We start from the raw sequence: 16,071 nt of genomic DNA, 5'->3' as shown, positions 1-16,071 counted from the left end.
TGCAGACCGCTTCAACAACCGCTTTACCGCGATTGTGTGTCAGGCATCACAAAGAAATCGGCATTTTCCTGAAACCGGTTACAATTTTACAGCGGAGAGCATTCTGCCCGTCAGATCGGGCAGAATTTGAGGAAGGGTATTATCGGCTGGCCGTGCTTACGATGCGGTTTTTACCCTGTTGTTTAGCGGTATACAGCGCTTCATCTACGCTACCGATAAATTGTTCCAGCGGTTCGAAGTGCCACTCTCCCATCCCGGCGCTGAAGGTCACTCGCAGGTTCTCTTCCCGCCAGGTCCGCTTTTCAACGGCGGTGCGCCAGGCTTCCAGTAGCGCGTGCGCGGAGTTCATCAGCTCGGCCGGGAATATCACGCCGAACTCTTCTCCACCGTAGCGGTAAACGGAAACGTGGTGCGGCTGCATGATCTGAATACCTTCCCGCGCCACGTTGCGCAGCACAATATCCCCGCTCAGGTGGCCCCAGGTGTCGTTAATGGATTTGAAGTTATCGATGTCGATCAGCGCCAGAACGAAGGGTTGATGAGCGGTCAGCAGCTCATCCACATCGTTATCGAACGCACGGCGATTTTTGCAGCCTGTCAGCGCATCATGGGTGGCCTGACGGACATAGGCCAGCTCGCGTTCTTTATTGGTTCGAATGGTATGGCTGAGCATCGCCTCAAGGCGTGGCGCCTGGTTGACGTCGCCGGTTTTGATGGCGTTGATAATGTTCATCAGCACAGAACGCGAGGCATGACGAAGATAAAGCCCGAACAGAATGATGATGATTGCCGCCAGCGCAAATCCCCAGCCGACGACGGTGGTTTCATGCCGGGTGATGACGGTAAGCGTGGTATCGGAGACCCGATAAATCACAAACCAGTCCGGATTGGTGAAAGAGTAGTAGTAATACCAGGTTTTACTTTTGGGGTCGAAAAGACGGCCTTCGCCGCTGGTCATTTTGTCCATCAGCGCTTCGCTTACGTACTGCTTAAAGAGCGCCCCCGTGTCCGGATGCAGCACAACGGCGCCGTCACGCTCCACGACAAAAAACTCACCCTGAACCGGCGCCACCATCTGGCGCAGGGTATACCCCATGGACGTTAAATCAAGATGGAAAGCGAGCGTGCCCTTCAGACGGCCTTCCGGTGAAATGACCGGCTTATAGAGGGTGACAGTAGGATGTTGGGTGAAATAGTCCAGATAGGGGCGGGTGTAGTGAGGAAAGTTGCTGGCTTCCGCTTGCCCGACAAACCATGGGCGGGTTCTGGCGTCGAACGACTTACTTTTCTCCGTTGGCAGCACTTCCGGCGCGCGCAGATGGCGCCCTTCTGTGTCCGCCAGAGAGATAGACGACACCGTCGGCATCAGGTTCTGCAAATGCATCAACATCTGCAAACCGTGTGTCGGATCGATATTTATTGTCTGATTCACTCTGTCATTACGGGCGAAGTACATCGCAGCGCGACCAAGAATATAGTCATTTTCTCGCAGGATGGATTCGGTATAGTTCACCGCCAGATTATGGGTGAAGTTACCATTAATCTTATGATAATCCTCAAGAAAATCCTTTCTCTGTGAAAGGACGACCAGGACGGCGATCAGCGCGAAACTGAACAGTATCCCCGCGAAGCTGACCATAATTGGCCGGGTAAAAGAGAGCTTTTTACTGTGGAGTGCCATGAGTTGTACATCAATCCAGATGGTAGACGCGTTGCGTCTGTCGATACCCTCAGCATAGTCGCTGTCCGGTTGCTGGTAGTAAATTATACAGAAGGCGATTACCGACGAGATGATTTATCTTAAGCGTAGATAAGAAACGACGTATTTATTGTATCAATTGAATTTTGTTTAAGAGGCGGAGGGCAGGGCGAAACGAGGAAGAAGCATTTTCACCCTGGTCAGCGTCCGTTGCTGACGTGGTTAAGCATAAGAAAACCGGGCAGATCGCCTCAATCGCCCGGTTATGATCTTACGAGCCGCCTCGTAACCTTTTCGCATTTTTGCAGACAGTTTCAGCGCTAATGCGAGGCTCTTCCCAGCCAGCTATCCCAGTCTTTCCACACCGGCTGTAGCCCCTGTGCAGTCAGGGCTTCCGCCACCGCTTCGGGCCGTCGGCCGTCGTGCGGTGCAAACTGTTCCAGTTCCGGGTGATCGTCCGCGTAACCGCCCGGCTGCGTTTTGGAAAAGGCGCTGACGTTATTGATCGCCAGCGGGATCGCGCGATCGCGAAACGCGGGGGATTCACGCGTGGAGAGCGACAATTCCACTTCCGGCGCGAACAGGCGAAATGCACACAGGGTTTGCACCAGCTGGCGCTCATCCATCAGCGAGGCGGGTTCAACGCCTCCCGTACAGGGACGCAGCCGCGGGAAAGAGATGGAATAGCGGCTTTGCCAGTACTGCTGCTGTAGCCACAGCAGATGCTCCGCCACCATATAGCAGTCCACCCGCCAGCTGTCGGACAGACCGATAAGCGCGCCCAGCCCAATTTTATCGATACCGGCGCGCCCCAGCCTGTCCGGTGTTTCCAGCCGGAAGATGAAATCCTGCTTCTTCCCTTTCAGGTGATGCCGGGCATAGGTCGCCTCATGGTAGGTTTCCTGATAAACCATTACGCCGTCCAGCCCGAGGGTTTTCAGCTCTGCATATTCCTCCTGCGACAGAGGCTGTACTTCCATTTGCAACGAGGCAAATTCGCGGCGGATGGCCGGAAGATGCTGGCGAAAATAGTCCATCCCCACTTTGCCCTGATGTTCACCCGTCACCAGCAGGAGATGTTCAAAACCCATCTCACGAATAGCCGCACACTCGCGGGCGATCTCATGCTCATCCAGCGTTTTACGCTTAATACGGTTGCTCATGGAGAAACCACAGTAGGTGCAATCGTTGGCGCACAGGTTAGAAAGATAGAGCGGCACGTAAAAGCTCACCGTGTTGCCAAAGCGCTGGCGGGTGAGGCGTTGCGCGCGCTGGGCCATCGGTTCAAGGTACGCGCAGGCTGCCGGAGAAAGCAGGGCCATCAAATCCTCGCGCGTCAAATGTTTGGCTGTTAATGCCCGCTCTACGTCCGCAGAGGTTTTACTGTTGATGCGTAAGGCAATATCGTCCCAGTTAAGCTGACGCCAGCGATCGGTAAAGGTAGCCATCAGAGCGCCTCCAGAAAATCGGTCAGCGGGCTGGTGGCCTGCGCCTGAACACTGCGCGAGCCGGGGCCGGACTGCCGAGCCAGCAGACCGGACTCCACGGCAAGGCGGAACGCACGCGCCATCATCACCGGGTCGTCGGCCACCGCAATCGCGGTATTGACCAGCACCGCATCGGCCCCCATCTCCAGCGCCTGCGCGGCGTGACTGGGTACGCCGATGCCCGCATCCACCACCACCGGCACGGTCGCCTGCTCAATAATGATTTCCAGCATCGCGCGGGTCTCCAGCCCCTGGTTGGAGCCAATGGGGGCGCCCAGCGGCATTACGGCCGCGCAGCCGACCTCTTCCAGACGCTTACAGAGCACGGGGTCGGCACCACAGTAGGGCAGAACGGTGAATCCCTGCTGCACCAGCTTCTCTGCCGCTTTCAGGGTTTCCATCGGATCGGGCAACAGCCAGCGGGCGTCCGGGTGAATTTCCAGCTTCAGCCAGCGGGTGCCGAGCGCTTCCCGCGCCAGTTGCGCAGCGAAAATTGCTTCCTCGGCCGTTTTCGCACCGGAGGTATTCGGTAAGAGCGTCACGCCTGCCTCCAGTAACGGCGCAAGTATGGCATCGTTGTGCTGACGCAAATCCACGCGCTTCATCGCCAGCGTCACCAGCTGGCTGCCGCTTTCACGAATGGCATCCACCATCAGTTGCGGGGAGGCGAATTTTCCGGTTCCGGTAAACAGATGTGAATCAAAGACTTTGTCGGCAATACGTAACATCTCAGCCCCCTGCGATAACCTGAAACAGCAGGATCTGGTCGCCCTCATTGACCTGCTGATGTTCCCACCGCTCGCGCGGCAGGATCTGTTGATTGAGCGCCAGCGCCGTTCCCGGCTTCAGCTGGCGCAGCATGTCGAGCAGGGCGGCAACGGTGAGATCGTCGTCGCACGTCATCGGCTCATCGTTAAACAGAATGCGCATTGCGGCCTCCGCATACCGGGCAGTGGCTGGCACGGTTTAACGCCAGATGGCGCCAGCCGCTGGAGCGGGCGTCGAACAGCCGCAGCGTGTTGCGTTCTGTCTCCATGCCGCTGAGCAACTTGATGGCCTCCAGCGCCTGAAGAGTACCCATCACGCCCACCACCGGGCCCAGAATGCCTGCCGTGCGGCAGTTACGCTCCGGTTCAGCCTCGTCCGGCCACAGGCAGCGGTAGCAGCCCTGTGCCCACGGCGGCGTAAGCACCATTATTTGCCCACCGAAACCGACCGCGCTGGCGGTGATCAGCGGCGTGTTCTGCGCAACACAGGCCGCGTTGATGGCCTGACGTGTCGCCATATTGTCCGTACAGTCCAGCACCACGTCGGCAAGGGCCACTTCGCGTTGCAGATCTTCCCCGCTCAGCCGCGTCTGGAGTGCGACCAGTTCGATATCGGGGTTAAGCTGGTTCAGCCGCTGGCGCGTAACGTGCGCTTTAGGCTGGTTGATATCTTCTGTCGTAAAGAGAATTTGCCGTTGCAGATTGCTGAGATGTACCTCGTCGTCATCGGCCAGCACCAGCGTGCCCACGCCCGCGCCGGCCAGATACAGCGCGGCGGGGGTGCCTAATCCGCCCAGACCGACAATCAGTACCCGGCTGGCGAGCAGCTTTTGCTGCCCCTCGATGGCGATATCCTCCAGCAGGATCTGGCGGCTGTAACGCATAAAATCACGATCTTTCATCGCCTGCTCCTGCCAGTTGTAAAAGCTGCGCGGTGGCGGCCTGCCAGTCTGCCGCCTGGGTGATAGCGCTGACGACGGCGATACTGCCGACGCCGGTCTCCAGCACCGCGGGCGCACGTTCAAGACTGATCCCGCCGATGGCGACGGTGGGGTAATCGGCAAGGCGCTTAACGTGGGCCGCCAGCTGCGTCAAACCCTGTGGAGCGGACGGCATCTGTTTAGTTTGCGTTGGGAAAACGTGCCCGAGCGCGATGTAAGAGGGGCGGGCCGCCAGCGCCACGTCGATCTCCATATCATCGTGGGTAGAAACGCCCAGCCGCAGACCGGCGTCACGGATCGCGGTGAGATCGGTCGTTTCCAGATCTTCCTGTCCCAGATGCACGCCGTACGCCTGGTGTTTAACCGCCAGCCGCCAGTAGTCGTTGATAAACAGGCGGGCGTGGTAGCGACGTCCCAGCGCGATAGCGGCGATCACGTCGGCCTCCACCTCTTCATCGCGTTTATCCTTGATGCGTAGCTGGAGGGTGCGAACGCCAGCTTCCAGCAGGCGGGCGATCCACTCCACGCTGTCCACCACCGGGTAAAGCCCTAAGCGGAAGGGCACGGAGGGGAAATCGGGCTGGTACATTACGCCTCCTCCTTTTTGAGGTAGATTTCGCCGCCTTTCGCGCGGAAGGTTTCCGACATGTCCGCCATGCCGACTTCAATGGTCTGCGCGGCGGCGTAATCGCGTACTTCCTGGCTGATCTTCATCGAGCAGAATTTAGGTCCGCACATGGAGCAGAAGTGCGCAACTTTGCCCGATTCCTGCGGCAGGGTTTCGTCGTGATAGGCGCGGGCGGTGAACGGATCGAGGGCCAGGTTAAACTGGTCTTCCCAGCGGAATTCAAAGCGCGCTTTGGACATGGCGTTGTCGCGAATTTGCGCGCCCGGATGGCCTTTCGCCAGATCCGCCGCGTGGGCGGCAATCTTGTAGGTGATCAGCCCCTGCTTCACGTCCTCTTTGTTTGGCAGCCCGAGGTGCTCTTTCGGCGTCACGTAGCAGAGCATGGCGCAGCCGAACCAGCCGATCATCGCCGCGCCAATGCCTGACGTGAAGTGGTCGTAGCCCGGCGCAATATCGGTGGTCAACGGCCCCAGGGTGTAGAACGGTGCTTCGTGGCAGTGCTCCAGCTCCTCGGTCATGTTGCGACGGATCATCTGCATCGGCACATGGCCCGGGCCTTCAATCATCACCTGCACGTCGTACTCCCAGGCGATTTTGGTCAGCTCGCCCAGCGTGTGCAGCTCGGCAAACTGCGCCTCGTCGTTAGCATCGCGGATGGAGCCAGGACGCAGGCCGTCGCCCAGCGACAGGGAGACGTCGTACGCGGCGCAAATTTCGCAGATTTCGCGGAAGTGTTCGTAGAGGAAGTTTTCCTGATGATGGGAAAGGCACCATTTAGCCATAATCGAACCGCCGCGTGAGACGATACCGGTCAGACGTTTCGCCGTCATCGGCACGTAGCGCAGCAGCACGCCCGCGTGGATGGTGAAGTAGTCCACGCCCTGCTCGGCCTGCTCCAGCAGCGTGTCGCGGAACGCTTCCCAGGTGAGGTTTTCGGCGATGCCGTTGACCTTCTCCAGCGCCTGATAAATCGGGACGGTGCCAATCGGCACCGGGCTGTTACGCAGGATCCACTCGCGGGTTTCGTGAATATAGCGGCCCGTGGAAAGGTCCATCACCGTGTCCGCGCCCCAGCGCGTCGACCAGACCAGCTTTTCCACCTCTTCTTCGATGGATGACGTCACCGCTGAGTTGCCGATGTTGGCGTTGACCTTCACCAGGAAGTTGCGGCCGATAATCATCGGCTCGGATTCCGGGTGGTTGATGTTGGCGGGGATAATGGCGCGCCCGGCGGCCACTTCGTCACGCACAAATTCCGGCGTGATGTTTTCCGGCAGGCGAGCGCCAAACCCTTCACCAGGATGCTGGTGGCGCAGCACTTCGCTGCGGATGCGCTCGCGGCCCATGTTTTCGCGGATGGCGATGAACTCCATCTCCGGCGTGACGATACCCTGGCGCGCGTAGTGCAGCTGGGTGACGCATTTGCCCGCTTTAGCGCGTTTCGGCGTCAGCAGGCCGGTAAAGCGCAGCTCGTCCAGACCGTCGTCGGCCAGGCGCGCGTTGGTATACGCCGAGCTGCGCACGCTCAGTTCTTCGCAGTCGTTACGGGCGTCAATCCACGGCTGGCGCAGTTTTGCCAGACCCTGCTGTACGTTGATAGCAACAGAAGGGTCGCCGTACGGGCCGGAGGTGTCGTATACCGGCACGGCTTCGTTGTCTTCAAACTGCGGGTTTTCTTTGCTGCCGCCGATAAGCGTCGGGCTGAGCTGGATTTCGCGCATCGGCACGCGGATATCAGCCTGTGAGCCGGAAATGTAGATGCGTTTCGAGTTCGGGAAAGCGGTGCCTTCCAGGGTGTCGATGAAGCGTTGGGCGTGTTCGCGCTGTTCGCGGCGGGTCAGTTTTGTTGTAGACATAGCTCATTCCAGATGTGAAGGACATGGCTTGTCAGACGACGGATGAAGCAAGAGAAGATCGCCTCAGGGGCGATACAACAGCAGTGTGACTCTTGTTCCCTTCGCAGGTATTAACCTGATCAGGTTCCGCGGATCCCGAATTAACGGTCTCAGCCCGTGCTTTCACACTGGGCACTCCGACAAGAAAAATCCCCCTCGTGAGAGGGGCGAATGGTTGTAAATTACTCGTTAACGATTAAGAACTCAAGCAGGGCGCGCAACGTTATCGCTGGTGCTGATATTCAGGTTGTTGTCCAGCACGAGGGCGATGAGCTTGTCTTCCAGCGTGAATCGCTCTTCCAGCGCTTCGCCAAGATCGGAAAGCGCCTGCTGAAACTCAAGATAGTTATCGTGATCGATAGCGTTCTCTAGCGTGGAATCGTAGTAGTCCATTATCTGCTGGGTGTTGGCTTCCAGCAGCGGACAGAGTTTGCTGGCCGCTAAATACGGCGTTGTCCCTTCCATTTCGCGGATAATGCGTTCATAAAGGTTGAAATGGCCGTCGGAGAGGTAGTCGACCAGGCTCTGACAGAAGTCGTCCAGCGCTTTTTCATTCAGCCGCATAAAGGATTCTTTGCCAGGCTTAAGACCAACCAGATTGTAATACGCCACGAGTAGATGCTTGCGCACATGTAGCCAGCGATCCACCAGGGTGTTACTTCCTCCAACGCGCTCAGTCAGGCTTTCCAGCTGGTTTAACATGGTCGACTCCATAAGGTTTAGAATGGGATCTGCTTATCCAAAATGTAACCATAATGCTAACAACATGTCAGTGAAGCGAAGGTAGTGCAATAGATATGGATCGTATTATTGAAAAATCAGATCTGGGTTGGTGGATCGTCAGTCACGAACAAAAATTATGGCTGCCCGGTGGGGAGATACCCTACGGTGCGGCAGACATCTTCGATCTCGTCGGCCAACCGGCGCTGCGGATCGGCGAGTGGCAGGGCGATCCGGTATGGTTGATCCAACAGGCTCGTCGTCAGGATATGGGATCCGTTCGTCAGGTGTTGGATCGGGATGTCGGCCTGTTCCAGCTGGCGGGGCGCGGCGTGCAGCTGGCGGAGTTTTACCGCTCGCACAAATACTGCGGCTACTGCGGCCACACCATGCACCCGAGCAAAACCGAGTGGGCAATGCTCTGCGGCCACTGCCGTGAACGCTACTACCCGCAAATCGCACCGTGCATCATTGTCGCCATCCGCCGTGATGATTCCATCCTGCTGGCGCAGCATACCCGCCATCGCAACGGCATTCACACCGTCCTCGCCGGGTTCGTGGAAGTCGGCGAAACGCTGGAACAGGCGGTGGCGCGCGAGGTGATGGAGGAGAGCGGCATTAAGGTGAAAAACCTGCGCTATGTGACGTCGCAGCCGTGGCCGTTCCCGATGTCCCTGATGACCGCGTTTATGGCGGAATACGACAGCGGCGAGATTGTTATCGATCAGAAAGAGCTGCTGGAGGCGAACTGGTATCGCTACGACGATTTACCGCTGCTGCCCCCACCGGGAACGGTGGCGCGTCGCCTGATAGAAGATACCGTGGCAATGTGTCGGGCCGAGTATGAGTAGTGTTACACTGACGGACTGACGCAATAAGGAACTGCAAAATGACCGAACTGAAGAACGATCGTTATCTGCGTGCGCTGCTGCGCCAGCCCGTTGATGTCACCCCGGTGTGGATGATGCGCCAGGCGGGACGCTATCTGCCAGAGTACAAAGCCACGCGCGCGCAGGCAGGCGATTTTATGTCGCTGTGCAAAAACGCCGAGCTGGCCTGTGAAGTGACGCTCCAGCCGCTGCGCCGCTTCCCGCTCGATGCCGCCATTCTTTTTTCGGACATTCTCACCATTCCGGATGCGATGGGCCTTGGGCTCTATTTCGAAACCGGAGAAGGCCCGCGTTTTACCTCTCCGATCAAAAGCAAAGCCGACGTTGATAAGCTGCCGATCCCCGATCCTGAAGGCGAGCTGGGCTATGTGATGAACGCCGTGCGCACCATTCGCCGCGAACTGAAAGGCGACGTGCCGCTGATTGGCTTCTCCGGTAGTCCGTGGACGCTGGCCACCTACATGGTGGAAGGCGGCAGCAGCAAAGCCTTTACCGTCATCAAAAAGATGATGTACGCCGAGCCGCTGGCCCTGCATGCCCTCCTCGACAAGCTGGCGAAGAGCGTCACGCTCTATCTCAACGCGCAGATTAAAGCGGGCGCGCAGTCGGTGATGATTTTCGACACCTGGGGCGGCGTGCTGACCGGACGTGATTATCAGCAGTTCTCCCTGTACTACATGCACAAAATTGTCGATGGCCTGCTGCGTGAAAACGAAGGCCGTCGCGTGCCAGTGACGCTGTTTACCAAAGGCGGCGGTCAGTGGCTGGAAGCGATGGCGGCCACCGGCTGCGACGCGCTGGGCCTCGACTGGACCACCGATATTGCCGATGCGCGCCGTCGCGTGGGGGACAAAGTGGCGCTCCAGGGCAACATGGATCCGTCCATGCTCTATGCGCAGCCTGCCCGTATCGAAGAAGAAGTGTCGACTATACTGTCTGGTTTCGGCCAGGGCGAAGGCCACGTCTTCAACCTCGGTCACGGTATTCATCAGGATGTACCGCCAGAACACGCTGGCGTATTTGTGGAGGCGGTGCATCGGCTTTCTGCCCAGTATCATAAGTAAGGAGTGGTTATGGATCTCGCGTCGCTACGCGCTCAGCAAATCGAACTGGCTTCATCAGTGATCCGCGAGGATCGTCTGGATACGGACCCTCCGCGGTACATTGGCGGGGCGGACGTCGGATTTGAGCAGGGCGGTGAAGTGACGCGAGCGGCGATGGTGGTGCTGAAATACCCTTCGCTGGAGCTGGTGGAGTACAAGGTGGCGCGTATCGCCACCACCATGCCCTATATCCCCGGCTTTCTCTCCTTCCGCGAATATCCCGCGCTGCTGGCCGCGTGGGAGCAACTCTCGCAAAAACCCGATCTGCTGTTTGTTGATGGGCATGGTATCTCCCATCCGCGTCGCTTAGGCGTCGCCAGCCACTTTGGTCTGCTGGTGGACGTGCCGACCATCGGCGTGGCGAAAAAACGCCTGTGCGGCGCGTTTGAGCCGCTCTCTGCCGAACCGGGCGCACTGGCGCCGCTTATCCATAAAGGCGAGCAGCTGGCGTGGGTCTGGCGCAGTAAAGCGCGCTGCAACCCGTTGTTTATCGCCACCGGGCATCGGGTCAGCATGGATAGCGCCCTGGCGTGGGTGCAACGCTGTATGAAGGGCTACCGTTTACCGGAGCCAACCCGCTGGGCCGACGCCGTGGCCTCTTCACGTCCGGCATTCATTCGTTGGCAGGAAATTCAGCCGTGATTCAGGTAAACTGCGGCTAATTTTCGATTCGAGACATCATCATGTTACAAAACCCGATTCATCTGCGCCTTGAGAAGCTGGAAAGCTGGCAGCACGTGACGTTTATGGCTTGCCTGTGCGAGCGCATGTATCCCAACTATGCCGCGTTCTGCAAGCAGACGGCGTTTGGCGAAGGCCAGATTTATCGTCGTATCCTGGATTTAATCTGGGAGACGCTGACGGTCAAAGATGCGAAGGTAAATTTTGACTCTCAGCTCGAAAAGCTGGAAGAGGCTATTCCGGCTGCGGATGATTTCGACCTGTATGGCGTCTACCCGGCCATTGATGCCTGTGTGGCGTTGAGCGAGCTGATCCACTCCCGTCTGAGCGGTGAAACCCTGGAACACGCCATTGAAGTCAGCAAGGCATCCATTACCACCGTTGCGATGCTGGAAATGACCCAGGAAGGCCGTGAAATGACCGACGAGGAGCTGCGTGCTAACCCGGCGGTTGAACAGGAATGGGATATTCAGTGGGAAATTTTCCGTCTGCTGGCGGAGTGTGAAGAACGTGATATTGAGCTGATCAAAGGGCTTCGCGCGGACCTTCGCGAGGCCGGTGAGAGCAATATTGGTATAATTTTTAACCAATGAGACAACAAAACGTGATTTAACGCCTGTTTTGTCACTCCTCGACTCTTCCCTTTCGCCCCCCGTCTGGTCTACATTTGGGGGGCGAAAAAAAGTGGCTATCGGTGCGTGTATGCAGGAGAGTGCTTTTTTGGCATTTTCGTCGCACTCGATGCTTAGCAAGCGATAAACACATTGAAAGGATAACTTATGAACAAGACTCAACTGATTGATGTAATTGCGGACAAGGCTGATCTGTCTAAAGTGCAGGCTAAAGCTGCTCTGGAATCTACCCTGGCTGCTATTACTGAGTCTCTGAAAGAAGGCGATGCTGTACAACTGGTTGGTTTCGGTACCTTCAAAGTGAACCACCGCGCTGAGCGTACTGGCCGCAACCCGCAGACCGGTAAAGAAATCAAAATCGCCGCAGCTAACGTGCCGGCATTTGTTTCTGGTAAAGCACTGAAAGACGCAGTTAAGTAAGACGCGTGGCAGTGAACAGTTTTAACGAAGGGGCGGCAACGCCCCTTTTGTCATTCTGGCGTGGAACGCTCGCGCTGGCAGGCGTACTGTTGCTGTCTGCCTGTAGCCATGATTCCTCACTCCCCCCGTTTACCGCCAGCGGCTACGCTGACAACCAGGGTGCGGTCAGGATCTGGCGCAAAGATTCCAGCGATGAAGTCCATATGCTCACCGCATTCAGCCCGTGGCATAACGGCAACACCTTGACCGCAGAATACCGCTGGCAGGGCGATGCGCTGTCGCTCATTGAACTGAATATCTACAGTAAGACTCCCGAACACGTGAAGGTGCGTTTCGACGACCACGGCGAGCTGAGCTTTATGCAGCATGAGGTCAGTGGACTGAAACAGCAGCTTTCCAGCGATCAGGTCGCTCTCTACCGCTACCGTGCTGAACAACTCCGCCAGACCAGCGATGCGCTGCGTCAGGGCCGCGTGGTGCTGCGCCAGGGGCGCTGGCATGCCGACGGCACGGTGACCACCTGCGAAGGGCAGACGGTGAAGCCTGAGCTTGAATCCTGGGCAACCGAACACATTCAGCGTCGTCAGCGGCATTCATCTGTGGAGGTGAGTGTGGCATGGCTGGAAGCGCCGGAAGGCTCTCAGCTGTTGCTGGTGGCGAATGAAGATTTCTGCACCTGGCAGCCGACAGAGAAGAGTTTCTGACGTAAATCCCCTCTCCCTGTGGGAGAGGGTTAGGGTGAGGGTGTGAAATTACTCTCCCTGCTCCCGCGCAATGGCACGATAGCCGATATCCTGGCGGCTGAAGCTGCCATTCCAGTGAATATCCGCCATCAGCGCATAGGCGCGCTTCTGCGCCTCTGCCACGGTCTGGCCCAGCGCGGTCGCACACAGCACGCGACCGCCGTTGGTGAGCACGCGGTCGTCGTCAGAGAGCTTTGTACCGGCGTGGAACACCTTCGCACTGTCAATCTCTTCCAGCGGCAGGCCGTGGATCTCATCTCCGGTGTTGTAGCTACCCGGATAGCCACCCGCAGCAATCACCACACCTAAAGAGGCACGCTCGTCCCACTCGGAAGTTTTCTCGTCCAGCTTGCCTTCGCACGCCGCCAGACACAGATCAACCAGATCGGACTTCATGCGCAGCATGATCGGCTGGGTTTCCGGATCGCCGAAGCGGCAGTTGAATTCAATCACCTTCGGGTTACCCTGCTTGTCGATCATCAGGCCTGCGTAAAGGAAACCGGTGTAGGTATTGCCTTCCGCAGCCATCCCCTTCACGGTTGGCCAGATGATGCGGTCCATGGTGCGCTGGTGTACTTCGTCAGTGACCACCGGAGCAGGGGAGTAAGCTCCCATCCCGCCGGTGTTTGGTCCCGTGTCGGCATTGCCTACGCGCTTGTGATCCTGGCTGGTCGCCATCGGCAGAACGTGCTCGCCGTCAACCATCACGATAAAGCTCGCTTCTTCGCCGTCGAGGAACTCTTCAATCACGATGCGGTGGCCCGCGTCGCCAAAGGCGTTACCCGCCAGCATATCCTGCACGGCGGCTTCCGCTTCTTCGAGGGTCATCGCCACGATAACGCCTTTCCCGGCAGCCAGGCCGTCGGCTTTGATCACAATCGGCGCGCCTTTTTCACGCAGGTAAGCCAGAGCAGGCTCTACCTCGGTGAAGTTCTGATATTCCGCCGTCGGGATGTTATGACGCGCGAGAAAATCTTTGGTGAAGGCTTTTGAGCCTTCCAGCTGCGCAGCCCCTTCCGTTGGGCCGAAAATTTTCAGGCCCGCGGCGCGGAAGGCATCTACAACGCCGATCACCAGCGGTGCTTCCGGGCCAACAATCGTCAGATCGATATTCTCGTTTTGGGCAAAGCTCAGCAGCGCCGGGATGTCGGTTACGCCGATGGCGACGTTCTGTAGTGCGGGCTCCAGCGCGGTCCCGGCGTTACCCGGTGCCACAAAGACGGTTTCAACCTGCGGAGACTGCGCTGCTTTCCACGCCAGGGCGTGCTCGCGCCCGCCGTTACCAATCACTAATACTTTCATTTTCTGCTCCGGGGATTAATGGCGGAAGTGGCGCATGTCGGTGAAGATCATTGCGATGCCATGCTCGTCGGCAGCGGCAATCACTTCGTCATCACGGATTGAACCGCCAGGCTGGATCACACAGGTGATGCCCACAGCAGCGGCCGCGTCGATACCGTCGCGGAACGGGAAGAAGGCGTCAGAGGCCATGGCGGAACCTTTGACTTCCAGACCTTCGTCACCTGCTTTAATACCCGCGATTTTCGCAGAGTAAACGCGGCTCATCTGGCCTGCGCCTATTCCGATGGTCATGTTCTCTTTGGCGTAGACGATGGCGTTGGATTTCACAAACTTCGCCACTTTCCAGCAGAACAGCGCGTCACGCAGTTCCTGCTCGGTTGGCTGACGTTTGGTGACGACACGCAGATCGGCTTCGCCCACCATACCCAGATCGCGGTCCTGAACCAGCAGCCCGCCGTTCACGCGCTTGAAGTCCAGGCCCGGGACGCGTTCTGCCCACTGGCCGCAAACCAGTACGCGCACGTTCTGTTTCGCCGCGGTGATTTTCAGCGCCTCTTCGGATGCTGATGGCGCGATGATCACTTCGACAAACTGACGGGAGATGATGGCCTGCGCGGTTTCCGCATCCAGCTCGCGGTTGAAGGCGATAATGCCGCCGAACGCGGAGGTCGGGTCGGTTTTGTAGGCGCGATCGTAAGCTTCCAGAATAGACGCACTTACCGCAACGCCGCATGGGTTGGCGTGCTTGACGATAACGCAGGCTGGCTCGCTGAACTCTTTCACGCATTCCAGCGCGGCGTCGGTATCGGCAATGTTGTTATAGGAGAGGGCTTTGCCCTGTACCTGCTGGGCAGTCGCTACAGAGGCTTCTTTTACCTCTTCTTCTATATAGAAGGCAGCCTGCTGGTGGCTGTTCTCGCCGTAACGCATATCCTGCTTCTTAATGAAGTTCAGGTTCAGCGTGCGCGGGAAGCGGCCAGATGGATCTTTGCTTTCACCGTGGTAGGCAGGTACCAGGCTACCGAAGTAGTTGGCGATCATGCTGTCGTAGGCGGCGGTATGCTCGAAGGCTTTGATGGCGAGATCGAAACGCGTTTCAAGCGTCAGGGACCCTTCGTTGGCATCCATCTCATTAATAATGGCGTTGTAGTCACTGCTCTTTACCACGATGGCCACATCTTTATGGTTCTTGGCTGCGGAGCGCACCATGGTCGGGCCGCCGATGTCGATATTCTCAACAGCGTCTTCCAGAGAACAGCCTTCGCGGGCAACGGTCTGGGCGAACGGGTAGAGGTTAACAACCACCATGTCGATGGGGGCAATATTGTGCTGCTCCATAATGCCGTCGTCCTGACCGCGACGGCCCAGAATACCGCCGTGCACTTTCGGGTGCAGGGTTTTGACGCGTCCATCCATCATTTCCGGGAAACCGGTGTAATCGGACACTTCGGTTACCGGCAGACCTTTATCTGCTAACAGGCGAGCGGTACCGCCTGTAGAAAGCAGCTCTACGCCACGTGCAGAAAGTGCCTGAGCGAATTCGACGATACCGGCTTTATCAGAAACACTGAGCAGAGCGCGGCGGACTGGACGACGTTGTTGCATGGTAAATCCCCTGGATTTCACGATTACAGAGAGCGTTAGATGAATTTTCCTGTGAAAAACTCATCTAACACACCTGACGAGGCATCCTTGTGAAGCGCGAGCATTTTAACGAAAACGTTTGCGCAACGCTCGCACATTTTTACTTTTTCGTATCATTGTGGATAAGTCTGTGCGTAAAAAGGTATAAGGCGGGGTTTTGCTGTGGAATGCAGCAGTCAGTCATTTTTCTGTCATTTAGCGGTTGCGGCCTGCGGAGAACTCCCTATAATGCGCCTCCATCGACACGGCGGATGTGAATCACTTCACAGATAACCCGGTCGGTTGAAGAGAAAAAATCCTGAAATAACGGGTTGACTCTGAAAGAGGAAAGCGTAATATACGCCACCTCGCGACAGAGCGCTGAAGCGCGTCGCAACTGCTCTTTAACAATTTATCAGACAATCTGTGTGGGCACTCAAAGTGACATGGATTCTTAATGTCCTCGGACACTAAATGAATACCAAGTCTCAACGAGTGAACACGTAATTCATTACGAAGTTTAATTCATTGAGCATCAAA

General features: G+C 57.3%; 16 protein-coding genes and 1 riboswitch. Of the genes, 6 read left to right on the top strand and 10 right to left on the bottom strand.

Translation table 11 applies throughout. The features are described 5' to 3' along the window. Positions 1-139: 139 nt before the first annotated feature. The 8 genes from H2Z33_RS06475 to H2Z33_RS06440 form a co-directional block, all read right to left on the bottom strand. Complete coding sequence (locus tag H2Z33_RS06475) at positions 140-1,681, bottom strand: sensor domain-containing diguanylate cyclase (protein WP_198091828.1); 1,542 nt, start codon at positions 1,679-1,681, stop codon at positions 140-142. A 338-nt stretch (positions 1,682-2,019) separates the two neighbouring features. Beyond that, positions 2,020-3,147, bottom strand: a complete 1,128-nt coding sequence (gene thiH / locus H2Z33_RS06470; protein ID WP_032672128.1) for a 2-iminoacetate synthase ThiH — start codon at positions 3,145-3,147, stop codon at positions 2,020-2,022. Continuing rightward, positions 3,147-3,914, bottom strand: coding sequence for a thiazole synthase (thiG, locus tag H2Z33_RS06465; RefSeq protein ID WP_063134725.1), 768 nt, complete (start codon positions 3,912-3,914; stop codon positions 3,147-3,149). The genes thiH and thiG overlap by 1 nt, the downstream gene beginning before the upstream one ends. A 1-nt stretch (position 3,915) precedes the next feature. Next, the gene (gene thiS / locus H2Z33_RS06460; RefSeq protein ID WP_015569971.1) at positions 3,916-4,116 is read right to left on the bottom strand and encodes a sulfur carrier protein ThiS; all 201 of its coding nucleotides are present in this window, start codon (positions 4,114-4,116) and stop codon (positions 3,916-3,918) included. Continuing rightward, positions 4,100-4,855: a thiazole biosynthesis adenylyltransferase ThiF gene (gene thiF / locus H2Z33_RS06455; RefSeq protein WP_023302918.1), complete on the bottom strand. Its 756-nt coding sequence runs from the start codon at positions 4,853-4,855 to the stop codon at positions 4,100-4,102. The genes thiS and thiF overlap by 17 nt, the downstream gene beginning before the upstream one ends. Beyond that, positions 4,842-5,483: a thiamine phosphate synthase gene (gene thiE, locus H2Z33_RS06450; RefSeq protein WP_063134726.1), complete on the bottom strand. Its 642-nt coding sequence runs from the start codon at positions 5,481-5,483 to the stop codon at positions 4,842-4,844. Before thiE ends, thiF begins: the two co-directional genes overlap by 14 nt. Further along, positions 5,483-7,378 (bottom strand): phosphomethylpyrimidine synthase ThiC, encoded by a 1,896-nt coding sequence (gene thiC / locus H2Z33_RS06445; RefSeq protein ID WP_063134727.1) that lies wholly within the window; start codon positions 7,376-7,378, stop codon positions 5,483-5,485. The genes thiE and thiC overlap by 1 nt, the downstream gene beginning before the upstream one ends. Before the next feature lie 79 nt (positions 7,379-7,457). Beyond that, positions 7,458-7,567, bottom strand: a riboswitch (TPP riboswitch). A 54-nt stretch (positions 7,568-7,621) separates the two neighbouring features. Beyond that, positions 7,622-8,119 carry an Rsd/AlgQ family anti-sigma factor gene (locus H2Z33_RS06440; protein WP_017384077.1) on the bottom strand — a complete coding sequence of 166 codons (498 nt, stop codon included), beginning with the start codon at positions 8,117-8,119 and terminating at the stop codon, positions 7,622-7,624. A gap of 95 nt (positions 8,120-8,214) precedes the next feature. Here H2Z33_RS06440 and nudC point away from each other — a divergent pair, with 95 nt between their 5' ends. The 6 genes from nudC to H2Z33_RS06410 all read left to right on the top strand — a co-directional run bounded on the left by nudC (position 8,215) and on the right by H2Z33_RS06410 (position 12,567). Continuing rightward, entirely contained in the window at positions 8,215-8,988 is a 774-nt protein-coding gene (gene nudC, locus H2Z33_RS06435; protein WP_015569966.1) for an NAD(+) diphosphatase, read from the top strand. A gap of 38 nt (positions 8,989-9,026) precedes the next feature. Next, the gene (hemE, locus tag H2Z33_RS06430) at positions 9,027-10,091 is read left to right on the top strand and encodes a uroporphyrinogen decarboxylase (protein WP_022650209.1); all 1,065 of its coding nucleotides are present in this window, start codon (positions 9,027-9,029) and stop codon (positions 10,089-10,091) included. A gap of 9 nt (positions 10,092-10,100) precedes the next feature. Then, positions 10,101-10,772, top strand: coding sequence for a deoxyribonuclease V (gene nfi / locus H2Z33_RS06425; protein WP_003862312.1), 672 nt, complete (start codon positions 10,101-10,103; stop codon positions 10,770-10,772). 41 nt (positions 10,773-10,813) lie between these two features. Then, a complete protein-coding gene (locus tag H2Z33_RS06420; RefSeq protein ID WP_003862310.1) occupies positions 10,814-11,404 on the top strand; it encodes a YjaG family protein in 591 nt (196 codons plus the stop codon). 186 nt (positions 11,405-11,590) lie between these two features. Next, complete coding sequence (gene hupA, locus H2Z33_RS06415; RefSeq protein ID WP_002445246.1) at positions 11,591-11,863, top strand: nucleoid-associated protein HU-alpha; 273 nt, start codon at positions 11,591-11,593, stop codon at positions 11,861-11,863. A gap of 11 nt (positions 11,864-11,874) precedes the next feature. Beyond that, positions 11,875-12,567, top strand: coding sequence for a DUF1481 domain-containing protein (locus H2Z33_RS06410; RefSeq protein WP_063134729.1), 693 nt, complete (start codon positions 11,875-11,877; stop codon positions 12,565-12,567). Positions 12,568-12,615: 48 nt separating this feature from the next. Here the strand turns inward: H2Z33_RS06410 and purD are convergent, their stop codons facing one another. Beyond that, positions 12,616-13,908 (bottom strand): phosphoribosylamine--glycine ligase, encoded by a 1,293-nt coding sequence (gene purD, locus H2Z33_RS06405; RefSeq protein ID WP_063134730.1) that lies wholly within the window; start codon positions 13,906-13,908, stop codon positions 12,616-12,618. A 15-nt stretch (positions 13,909-13,923) separates the two neighbouring features. Continuing rightward, complete coding sequence (gene purH, locus H2Z33_RS06400; protein ID WP_023295751.1) at positions 13,924-15,513, bottom strand: bifunctional phosphoribosylaminoimidazolecarboxamide formyltransferase/IMP cyclohydrolase; 1,590 nt, start codon at positions 15,511-15,513, stop codon at positions 13,924-13,926. Positions 15,514-16,071: the final 558 nt, after the last annotated feature.

This window comes from Enterobacter sp. YSU (assembly GCF_016082135.1).
Lineage (GTDB): Bacteria > Pseudomonadota > Gammaproteobacteria > Enterobacterales > Enterobacteriaceae > Enterobacter > Enterobacter hormaechei_C.
The sequence above is the reverse complement of the archived record's forward strand: the minus strand, read 5'-3'. Positions and strand labels throughout refer to the sequence as shown.

What these genes read in the sequence shown, in the direction of transcription:
- hemE (WP_022650209.1), top strand. Translation starts at nt 9,027, where the DNA reads ATGACCGAACTGAAGAACGATCGTTATCTGCGTGCGCTGCTGCGCCAG.
- purH (WP_023295751.1), bottom strand. Translation starts at nt 15,513, where the DNA reads ATGCAACAACGTCGTCCAGTCCGCCGCGCTCTGCTCAGTGTTTCTGAT.
- purD (WP_063134730.1), bottom strand. Translation starts at nt 13,908, where the DNA reads ATGAAAGTATTAGTGATTGGTAACGGCGGGCGCGAGCACGCCCTGGCG.
- thiC (WP_063134727.1), bottom strand. Translation starts at nt 7,378, where the DNA reads ATGTCTACAACAAAACTGACCCGCCGCGAACAGCGCGAACACGCCCAA.
- hupA (WP_002445246.1), top strand. Translation starts at nt 11,591, where the DNA reads ATGAACAAGACTCAACTGATTGATGTAATTGCGGACAAGGCTGATCTG.
- thiH (WP_032672128.1), bottom strand. Translation starts at nt 3,147, where the DNA reads ATGGCTACCTTTACCGATCGCTGGCGTCAGCTTAACTGGGACGATATT.
- nfi (WP_003862312.1), top strand. Translation starts at nt 10,101, where the DNA reads ATGGATCTCGCGTCGCTACGCGCTCAGCAAATCGAACTGGCTTCATCA.
- nudC (WP_015569966.1), top strand. Translation starts at nt 8,215, where the DNA reads ATGGATCGTATTATTGAAAAATCAGATCTGGGTTGGTGGATCGTCAGT.
- H2Z33_RS06475 (WP_198091828.1), bottom strand. Translation starts at nt 1,681, where the DNA reads ATGGCACTCCACAGTAAAAAGCTCTCTTTTACCCGGCCAATTATGGTC.
- thiF (WP_023302918.1), bottom strand. Translation starts at nt 4,855, where the DNA reads ATGAAAGATCGTGATTTTATGCGTTACAGCCGCCAGATCCTGCTGGAG.
- thiS (WP_015569971.1), bottom strand. Translation starts at nt 4,116, where the DNA reads ATGCGCATTCTGTTTAACGATGAGCCGATGACGTGCGACGACGATCTC.
- thiE (WP_063134726.1), bottom strand. Translation starts at nt 5,483, where the DNA reads ATGTACCAGCCCGATTTCCCCTCCGTGCCCTTCCGCTTAGGGCTTTAC.
- thiG (WP_063134725.1), bottom strand. Translation starts at nt 3,914, where the DNA reads ATGTTACGTATTGCCGACAAAGTCTTTGATTCACATCTGTTTACCGGA.
- H2Z33_RS06420 (WP_003862310.1), top strand. Translation starts at nt 10,814, where the DNA reads ATGTTACAAAACCCGATTCATCTGCGCCTTGAGAAGCTGGAAAGCTGG.
- H2Z33_RS06440 (WP_017384077.1), bottom strand. Translation starts at nt 8,119, where the DNA reads ATGTTAAACCAGCTGGAAAGCCTGACTGAGCGCGTTGGAGGAAGTAAC.